The 8,940-nt window shown below is 55.9% G+C and carries 7 protein-coding genes; 2 read left to right on the forward strand and 5 right to left on the reverse strand.

Annotated elements, in window-relative coordinates:
- The first annotated feature begins 5 nt into the window (after nucleotides 1-5).
- Nucleotides 6-623 carry a non-canonical purine NTP pyrophosphatase gene (locus SH421x_RS15985; RefSeq protein ID WP_488850375.1) on the forward strand — a complete coding sequence of 206 codons (618 nt, stop codon included), beginning with the start codon at nucleotides 6-8 and terminating at the stop codon, nucleotides 621-623.
- A 69-nt stretch (nucleotides 624-692) separates the two neighbouring features.
- On the opposite strand, the gene SH421x_RS15990 is transcribed toward SH421x_RS15985, so the two are convergent.
- From SH421x_RS15990 to SH421x_RS16000, 3 genes are read right to left on the reverse strand one after another with little or no spacing between them, the layout of a single operon-like run.
- Complete coding sequence (locus tag SH421x_RS15990; protein WP_488850377.1) at nucleotides 693-1,370, reverse strand: ABC transporter permease; 678 nt, start codon at nucleotides 1,368-1,370, stop codon at nucleotides 693-695.
- Nucleotides 1,364-2,296, reverse strand: a complete 933-nt coding sequence (locus tag SH421x_RS15995; protein WP_488850379.1) for an ABC transporter ATP-binding protein — start codon at nucleotides 2,294-2,296, stop codon at nucleotides 1,364-1,366. The genes SH421x_RS15990 and SH421x_RS15995 overlap by 7 nt, the downstream gene beginning before the upstream one ends.
- Nucleotides 2,296-2,688 (reverse strand): GntR family transcriptional regulator, encoded by a 393-nt coding sequence (locus tag SH421x_RS16000; protein WP_488850381.1) that lies wholly within the window; start codon nucleotides 2,686-2,688, stop codon nucleotides 2,296-2,298. The genes SH421x_RS15995 and SH421x_RS16000 overlap by 1 nt, the downstream gene beginning before the upstream one ends.
- A gap of 410 nt (nucleotides 2,689-3,098) precedes the next feature.
- Here SH421x_RS16000 and SH421x_RS16005 point away from each other — a divergent pair, with 410 nt between their 5' ends.
- Nucleotides 3,099-4,559 carry a high affinity choline transporter 1 gene (locus SH421x_RS16005; protein ID WP_488850383.1) on the forward strand — a complete coding sequence of 487 codons (1,461 nt, stop codon included), beginning with the start codon at nucleotides 3,099-3,101 and terminating at the stop codon, nucleotides 4,557-4,559.
- Here SH421x_RS16005 and SH421x_RS16010 read toward each other — a convergent pair.
- On the reverse strand, nucleotides 4,549-6,015 hold the full coding sequence (locus tag SH421x_RS16010; RefSeq protein WP_488850384.1) for a DUF1501 domain-containing protein: 1,467 nt from the start codon (nucleotides 6,013-6,015) through the stop codon (nucleotides 4,549-4,551). The genes SH421x_RS16005 and SH421x_RS16010 overlap by 11 nt on opposite strands.
- Entirely contained in the window at nucleotides 6,012-8,654 is a 2,643-nt protein-coding gene (locus tag SH421x_RS16015) for a PSD1 and planctomycete cytochrome C domain-containing protein (RefSeq protein WP_488850386.1), read from the reverse strand. The genes SH421x_RS16010 and SH421x_RS16015 overlap by 4 nt, the downstream gene beginning before the upstream one ends.
- Nucleotides 8,655-8,940 lie beyond the last annotated feature (286 nt).

Consider the following 8,940-nt stretch of genomic DNA (forward strand, 5'->3'; position numbering starts at 1 on the left):
CCTCGATGAAGCTCCCCTTCCCTGCTCTGACCTTAGCGACCGGCAACGCCCACAAAGTCCAAGAGCTAACGCGAGCGCTGGCGCCGCTGGGCGTGCCGCTCACGTCGCTGCGCGATTTTCCGCACGTCACGCCGGTCGTCGAAGATGGCGCTACCTTGCGTGACAACGCGCTGAAGAAGGCAACCGGCTACGCGCAACAGCTAGGACAATGGGTCTTGGCCGATGACACCGGCTTAGAAGTCGCAGCCCTCGGCGGCGAACCCGGCGTCCGATCGGCTCGCTACGCCGGCGATCAAGCGACAGCCCCAGACAACCGCGCAAAGCTGTTGCATGCGCTGCGAGATGTTCCGCTGAAAAAGCGTACCGCTCGCTTCGTCTGTCACCTGGCGATCGCCGACCCCACGGGCAAGATCCGCTTTGAAGCGACCGGGCAATGTCACGGCCGGATCTGCGAGGACGCTCGCGGCGCATATGGTATCGGCTATGACGCGCTACTGGAGATTGTGGAATACCGTCGCCGACTTGCCGAGCTAAGCCCGGCCGCAACGCAGCTGATCGGGCATCGGGGACGCGCGATGTCTCGGTTGTTGCGGCAGATAAAAAGCCAATCGTCTCAGAAGTAAGCAGGGATGGCGATGAATGTTGGTTCGACCGTTCCCCTAACTTCAGCTTGGCCGTAGGCAAGGAACGGCCTAAAACTCCACCCGACGCAAAAAACAAACGGTGCCGACGATAAATAGTCCAATGCCCATTGACCAACTGAGCGCGTAGAAGGCGACTTGAAATTCTGCGTTACCAAGAACTTGAAATCGATCATTGAACAACGCTAATGACAGGAACATGATCAACGGCAGTGCGAGCGCAAGCCCGACCGACCATCCAGAGCTGCGTAGCAGCGCCGATGTACACCAACCGGTTCCGATCGCGGCTGCTCCGAAAGCGATCATCGGCCCCAGATCGAAGCCGACTTGAGCACGGGGCGGCACCACGGCAATGAGGGGAGAAAGCCAGATTCCTCCCCAAGAGAAAATCGCTGTCACAACGCCCAAGAGCACAAGCACGAGCAGCTTGCTCCCTAGAATCTGGAACTTAGAAAGTGGGAGCGCCCCTAAAAAATCGGCGGTTCCTTCCGTTCTTTCGGTTGAGATCAGCGATCCGGCGGCGATAGCCAGCGCTATTTGCACAGCGGAGACCGCCACACTTCCGCCCACTAACAGTCTTAAAGACCACAAGATCCGCGGCTCTTCGGGCCAAACATCTTCCGGGACCGTTAAATACCCCACCAGATAGGCGCCGATGATCATCGCGATGCTGGCGACAATCGCGATTCGGCAAATTCGTACATCTTTCCAAAACAGTTGGCTTAGCATGAGATGGTCTCTCGCTGTGCTGAGTTGCGTGAATCGTCCCCTTGAATCACCTCCCGAAATAGCTCGTCCAGACGGACATCCAACAGGTCGATGCTCTCTACAGGATTCGACGCGCGGATCTGTTCGATCACTTCACTTGAATCGCCCATCAACGTTATCTTCCATTCACGCCCTTTGACCGTCTGATGAATCGTGCCGGGCGGAATGCAGATTGGTAAGCAACCATCTTGCAGTACTGCCCGCACTTGCTTGACATTTTGATTCAGTTCTTCCAGCGGCTTATGCAGCACAATTCTTCCGTGATTCATAATCACTACTTCATCCGCTAAGCGAGCAACTTCGTCCAATTGGTGACTCGACATCAGTACTGTTTGCTTACCGTCGCAGATCCCTTGCAGGACGCCTTCGACAAACTCATCACGAGCGATCGGGTCGAGGCCCGAAAGTGGTTCATCCAGCACCAACAACTCAGGCTGCGGAGACAGCGCGATTAACAGTCCCAATTTGGCCCGCATCCCCAAAGACAACCGCCCTACCCGCGTTGTTTGCGGCAAGCGAAATTGATCGAGTAGATCCGCGCAATGCGCGTCGTTCCAACTGGGGTACATCGGCCGACAAAACTGGATGACCTGCTTCACTGACATCCAGCGGTAAACGGTGGGGCTGTCTGGCACAAAGCCGATCCTTCGCCGTAGTAGACTAGAATCATGCTGCATGTCACGCCCAAAGACGCGGACCTGGCCGCTGGTGGGGCGCAGCATTCCCATTAGCATCCGAATGGTGGTGCTCTTCCCTGCGCCGTTTGGCCCCAACAGTCCTAACGTCGTCCCCTGTTTGACGGCCAACGTAAGATCATTGACGGCGGCTTCACGTCCAAACATTTTCGTCAAATGGCTGAACTGGATCGTATTAGTGTTGGCGGACATCACGATCGATTCCTTACCTTGGTGACAAACTGATCCATTTCTTCCGCAAACAACTCTCGAATCCGAGCCGGCGGCAATTCATGCCGAATCGCCGCTTCGATTCCCAAGCGAAACGCGGCCGCGACCTCTTTCTCGGTTTTGATCCTGGCTGCCTTCCCCTTGAGGGGACGCACAAACACACCGAGTCCGCGACGCGTTTCGATCACGCCTAGTCGTTCTAATTCTTCATAGGCGCGCTGCACCGTATTGGGATTGACCCGCACTTCGACGGCGAGCGCTCGCAACGAAGGGAGCGCCTCGCCGGCGCGATATATCCCCGCATCAATCGCATCGCGCGTTTGCTCGACGATTTGTCGATAGATGGGAGTCGCACTTTTGGGATCAATGATCATCCGCCGAACCAATCTCCTGCATTGCCTTGGTGCACTAGTGCAGTGTCCGTTATCGCGACAAAGAATGCAAGCAATTTTTTCTCGGCGGCGTAAAATCATGAGATTCATGCGCCCGAGGACTGCCGTGAGATGGAACACTAGCCCGCAGCGCCAGCGAGGGAATTCGGTTGGCGATACCAACGCGGTTTGAAGTGGTCAACCGAATTCCCTCGCTGGCGCTGCGGGCTAGTGTCGACGTTTTCGACAAAGTTCCTATCGTGTTTTTAACGTCCTTCATCCGTAGCTTAGCCGAGTACCCTACATCTTTCCCACGAATAGCGCAACTTCCCTTCTGACGCTAGGCAGAATTCACTTCAGCGGACTAAGATAACGCGTTTGCATGATTTACTTTTTGACCGGAGCGCGAGCGGATGGAAATTAGCGTCGGTTTGAAATGGACGTTGGGCGTAGTCATCGCGATTTATGTGATCGGGATGTACGCTTTGGCTTACGTCGCTCAGGGAAAGGTCGAAACGAGCGAAGACTATATCGTCGCCGGTCGCAAGCTGCCGTTGTCGCTGGCCTGGATGACGTTGCTAGCGACTTGGTTTGGCGCCGGAACTTTGCTGATCGCCGCCGATGAAGTGAACGCCGAAGGCTTGCAAGCTGCGGCGCTTGATCCACTGGGACCTGGTTTTTGTTTGCTGGTTGCCGGCATGTTTGTCGCGGGACCGATCTGGCGGATGAAGCTGCTGACGCTGCCAGATTTATATCGACAAAAATTCGGGCCCTCCGCCGAGATCGTCGCTTCGCTGATCATGATCCCCAGCTACTTCGGCTGGATTGCGGCGCAGTATATAGCGCTGGCCAAGATGTTGGAGCTGTACTTTGGGCTCGACCTCTCGATCGGCATCGCGGCGGTCGCGATTATTGGGACCGGCTATACCGTCGCCGGCGGAATGTGGTCGGTAACGCTTACCGACGCCGTGCAGATCTCGCTGGTGCTGCTGGGCTTGATGGTGATGTCGGTCGTCGTCCTGTGGGAAATCGGCGAAGGGCAACTGCTACACGGCTATACGAAGATTCTGGCCGAAACGCCTATTGAGCATTTGAATTGGATTCCGCAGCACAGTTCTGCGGCGCGCTGGGAGTGGGTCGCTGTTTTGATGGTCGCAACGTTTGGCAACTTGCCGGGACAAGACCTGATGCAGCGAATCTTCGCCGCCAAAAGTGCCCGCGTCGCGCAAGGAGCCTGCTTTATCGCCGGAGGCGCCTATCTAACGTTTGGGCTCATTCCGGTCGGACTCGGCCTTGCCGCAAATCTGTTACCGCATGACCCCACGGCAAGCGTACTGCCGACACTGGCCGCTGCGTTTTTGAGCCCGCCGGTCGCGATCATTTTTGTGCTGGCGCTGATGTCGGCCGTGCTGTCGACCATCGATAGCGCGATCATCGCCCCTTCCAGTGTCCTGGCACAAAATCTACTTGGCCGCTGGACCAAAATCGAGATGCTGTTGCTCAACCGCATCGCCACGCTGATCGTCGCCTCGGGTGCATTAGTAATGGCCTACTTGGGCCAAACCGCGTATGAATTACTAGAAACGGCTTATGCAATGACGCTGGTCGGGCTGTTTGTGCCGCTGATGTTCGGCATCTACACTGCGCCACGCAATCGCTGGTCTGGGGTCGCCAGCATGTTGGCCGGTGTGGTGACCTGGGGACTACATCAAACAGCCGGATATGCGACCTTCCTAGAACCATGGCTCGCGGAAACATTTCCGATTCCAGTCGAGATCGCTGCGACCGCGATTTCGTTGTTGGCGTATTTGGTCTTTGAACCGCCCTGGCAAATGCGCTGGGCTCAATCGCCAGCAGATACGACTAGCTCATGATTTCTTGAATCACATGCCCAAAGTCTTTTTCCAATCGCTTGCGGCCTGGCACTTGCATCGCGCGCGGATCAAGCCCTAATTGATGCAAGACGGTCGCGTGAATGTCGGTGACATAATGCCGATTCTCGACAGCATGAAAACCGACTTCATCAGTCGCGCCATGGGCGATGCCTCCTTGGATGCCGCCGCCGGCCATCGCGACGGTAAATCCATAAGGATGATGATCGCGACCATCACTGCTTTGCGAGCCAGGCGTGCGGCCAAACTCGGTAGCCCAGACCACCAGCGTTTCGTCGAGCAGACCTCGCTGCTTCAAATCTTTCAGCAACGCCCCCAGCGGCTGATCGATTTGCTTGCAGAGCTTCGTGTGGTTGACCTTCAGTCCTTTGTGGCTGTCCCACTGTCCAGCTCCGCCGTTGCTGCCGTGATAGACTTGCACAAATCGAACACCCCGTTCGACCAAGCGGCGCGCTGCCAGCATTTGCTGTCCAAACGATTTGGTGGGTTCTTGATCGATTCCGTAAAGCTCTCGGGTCGCTTTCGTTTCGTCCGCAAAATCGACCACCTCAGGCACAGCCGTTTGCATCCGATAGGCAAGCTCATAAGAGCGAATGCGAGCTACCAGCGCTTCATCATTGGGGAAATTTTCAGCGGTGAGCCCATTCAATTTGCGGAGCAGCTCAAACTGTCCCGCTTGTTCTTCCTGATAAATCCCAGCAGGCGGCTTGGCGTAGGGGAGAGGATTCTTGGGGTCGATCGCCAGCGGAACGCCATCATAACTAGGACCAAGATAATTGGCTCGATGACACTCGCGCCCACCGCAACAGTCAGCGACCGGCGTGCCCATGACCACAAACTGCGGCAGGTTTTCGTTAATCGAGCCGAGGCCATAGTTAACCCAGGAGCCAAACGAAGGAAAGAATCCCTCAATGCGATGCCGGCCGGTATGAAACTGCAACTGAGCGCCGTGATTGCTGTCTTCGGTCCACATCGAGCGAATCAAACAAAGATCATCGGCCTGAGCGCCCACATGCGGCAGCCAATCGCTAATTTCTAATCCGCTCTCGCCGCGCGGCTTGAAACCGACCTGCATCGGAAACAGCTCGTTGCGGATGAATCCATTATTCGGATCAAAAGCGACGACCCGTTCGTTTTTCAGAAACGGCGACTTCAGCACCGCCGCATGCGGAGTTTCTTCGATCGATTTGCCTGCATATTTGTTGAGCGCCGGCTTCGGATCGAAAGTCTCTAAGTGGCTGGCTCCTCCAATCATGAAGAGCCAGATCACACTCTTCGCGCGAGGCGCGATCTGTTGCAGTTGCGATTCAGCGAGCCCCTCTTTGGCAAGCATGCTCGAGAGGGCGATGCTGCCGAATCCCAGTCCCATGTCGGTCAAAAACGATCGACGGGTAAGCGAATCAAAGGGACGCGCAGCTTGGTGGGTGAAATGGCTCATCGGACCGTCACAAAATCGTTGTGATTGAAAAGCACATGCACGAGATTTTCGCGCGCACGCTGGGCAGCATCAGCAGCCGCTGGCAGACTTGCCTTCACAGCGCTGACAATCGGCGTTAAATCTTCCGCATGGCTTAGTTGCTTGGCCTGATTTGTCAGAAAGTCTTGACAAGCGGCAAGTTCCTCTGCGGTACAGGGTCGGCAAAGAATCGCGGCAAACGCCGCCGGAATAAAGTTTTCGGCAGCCGGAGCCGCAGCACTAAGCGTGGCGGCCAAGCGTCGCGATTGTTCAACCAGCAGCGAACTGTTAGATAGCGCCAGCGCCTGCTGTGGAATAATGCTTGGAGAGCGACGATAACAATCGTTGGGCGCCGCGGCATCAAACGTCACCAGCAACTCCATCTGCTTTTCATAAGCATGCCGAAAGTAAAGACTGCGCCGCGGAATCTCTTCCCCCTGATGATAATCAATATCAGGCCCACCCAGCGTGCGGTCTAAAGTGCCAGTCACGTGCAGCACGCTATCACGAATGATCTCTGCATCCAGCCGCTGCACGTTTGTCCGCCAGAGCAATAGATTGTCGGGATCCTGCTGATGATTGATTGCGAACTCTGCACTTGTCGCGCTCGACGTCCGACGATAGGCGACCGAGGTCATGATCAAGCGATGCAAGTGCTTCATGCTCCAACCATGTTCCATAAAATCAACCGCTAACCAGTCGAGCAATTGAACATGTTCTGGCCGGGGAGAGCGTAGACCAAAATCGTACACGTTGGGGACCAGCGGCTCGCCAAAGTGCCGCATCCAAACATGGTTGACCGCAACGCGAGCGGTAAGCGGATTGCGGCGATCAGTAATCCATCGAGCCAGCGCCGAACGTCGCCCGGTACTAGTGGCAGGATAAACAGCGCCGATCGGTGCGTAGCTGACGGCTTCAGTCTCCTTAGTCAACTGCTCTGCTTCATCACGCTGCTTGATCGCTTGGTCTAGCTCTTTTTGAGCTTTGTCAACGGCGACTTTTTGCTTGTCATCGGCCGGCTCGCTCGATTTCGCCTGCTGCAAAGCCTGTTGCTTTTGCAGCACCGTGTGTCGCGCTCGCTCGAACTTGCCTTGGCGTTCGGCGGCTGCGGCCAGCTTGGCGAGTTGCTGCTGTTGGTCTTCTGGCGCCATTTTTCCGTGCTTCGCTTGGTCGGCGGTCCAGCGCGCTTGCAGCGATTCATATTCTGCCGCGGCGGCGACAACTGATTGTTGCAGCAGTTCGGGATTGGCCGATTCCGCCATCTCGGCCAGTTTCTGTTCGGCGACTTTCACTTTGGCGGCGGCAGCTGCTCGCTCTTCTTGCTCAATGAATTCACGCAGACTGGGATAGGCGGCGAGGGGAGGCAATTCGATCGACTGCGGCTCATAGGTCAATTCGATCACTTTCGGCAGATTTGGCTCGACCGGATGCTCTTTGTCCGGAAACTTCTCGTTGCCTGCCGCGTACAAATAGGTGGGTGCGTCAGGCTTTGCATCGTACGCGCGAACCAAGCCTTGCTTCAGCAGATCGGCCTCACCGGGAAGCCGTTCAGTACGAACCTGATGCGGCTCAAAGATGGCCCGCATCGCATAATATTCGCGCTGCTCAATCGGATCAAATTTGTGATCGTGACAACGCGCACAATCAATTGTCATCCCCAGAAACGCTTTGGCCGTATGCTCCACCGTCGCATCCAGCCAGATATCCCGGTTGCTTTTGTGAAAATTGCGAGCCAAATAGCCGGTTGCCCGCAACGTGTCGTTATCAGTGGGCGCCAGCTCATCGGCAGCTAACATTTCTTCAATCATCTGATCATACGGCTTGTCGGCATTAACCGATTCGATGATCCAATCGCGCCACCGCCAGATATGCCGCTGACTTCCCCTCAGCTCGTCCTTGTACCCATCCCAATCGCTGTATCGCCAGACATCCATCCAACTGCGTCCCCACCGCTCACCATAGGCGGGATCTTCGAGCAGTTGATCGACCAACTGACTCCAGGCGCTCTCGGTCGGATCCTTCAGAAATGCTTTCTGTTGTTCCACCGTGGGAGGCAACCCAATCAGATCCAGATAAGCCCTGCGCACCAAAGTCGCGGGACTAGCCATGGGAGCGGCAGGCAACGGATGAGCTTGCAGCTTGGCAAGCAGAAATCCATCAATCGGATGGACTTCGCCCAGTTCATTCTTGATTTGCGGAACGTCGGCTTTCAGCGGTGCTTGGTAGGCCCAATGCTGCTGTGGGTCAGGCGGAATTTCTTCCGATTCCGGGAAAGGCGCCCCCGCTTCGATCCAAGTTTTTAGCAGTGTTACTTGTTCGGCGGTCAGCGGTTCTCCCAATCCCTCAGGCGGCATTCGCAGATCGACATCGTGCGATTGAATGCGCTCTAGCAGCAAACTCTCGGCCGGCTTCTTTAAGTCAATGACCGCGCCACTCGCTCCACCTGCATGAATCAACTGCCCAGCATCGAGTCGTAAATCCGACTCCTGCTTCAGCGCCCCATGACAAGCAGAACATTTGGTGGCCAGCAGCGGCTGGATCTGTTGGGTGTAGTCACCTTCTTCCGCCATCGCAGAAAAGACCAAGAGGTGAAACACAATCGCGGTAAGGAAAAGTCTCATAGCATTGCGCGGCAGGAGCGAAGAAGGCGGGACTGCGACGTTTCTATCAACGCCGTTGATGATACCCGATCGTTACCAGGAAAGCGAAATGATTTCTCGCGAAATCAAAAACTGCCGCCCAGGCCAGCTGCGCAGCCGTGGTCCGATCAAAGCAATCTCGTGGCTTAAAATCCGGCGATGAATTCTGCTTGCCTAGCTTACGCTCTGAAGTGGACCCCAGTTCGGACCACGGGTTAAGGTCGATTTCTTCGGCTTGATCAAGGCTAAGACCGACTACTAAGCTTTG

The organism is Blastopirellula sp. SH421 (assembly GCF_057808535.1).

Coding starts and splice junctions, on each gene's coding strand:
- SH421x_RS15985 (WP_488850375.1), top strand. CDS start 6: ATGAAGCTCCCCTTCCCTGCTCTGACCTTAGCGACCGGCAACGCCCAC.
- SH421x_RS15990 (WP_488850377.1), bottom strand. CDS start 1,370: ATGCTAAGCCAACTGTTTTGGAAAGATGTACGAATTTGCCGAATCGCG.
- SH421x_RS15995 (WP_488850379.1), bottom strand. CDS start 2,296: ATGTCCGCCAACACTAATACGATCCAGTTCAGCCATTTGACGAAAATG.
- SH421x_RS16000 (WP_488850381.1), bottom strand. CDS start 2,688: ATGATCATTGATCCCAAAAGTGCGACTCCCATCTATCGACAAATCGTC.
- SH421x_RS16005 (WP_488850383.1), top strand. CDS start 3,099: ATGGAAATTAGCGTCGGTTTGAAATGGACGTTGGGCGTAGTCATCGCG.
- SH421x_RS16010 (WP_488850384.1), bottom strand. CDS start 6,015: ATGAGCCATTTCACCCACCAAGCTGCGCGTCCCTTTGATTCGCTTACC.
- SH421x_RS16015 (WP_488850386.1), bottom strand. CDS start 8,654: ATGAGACTTTTCCTTACCGCGATTGTGTTTCACCTCTTGGTCTTTTCT.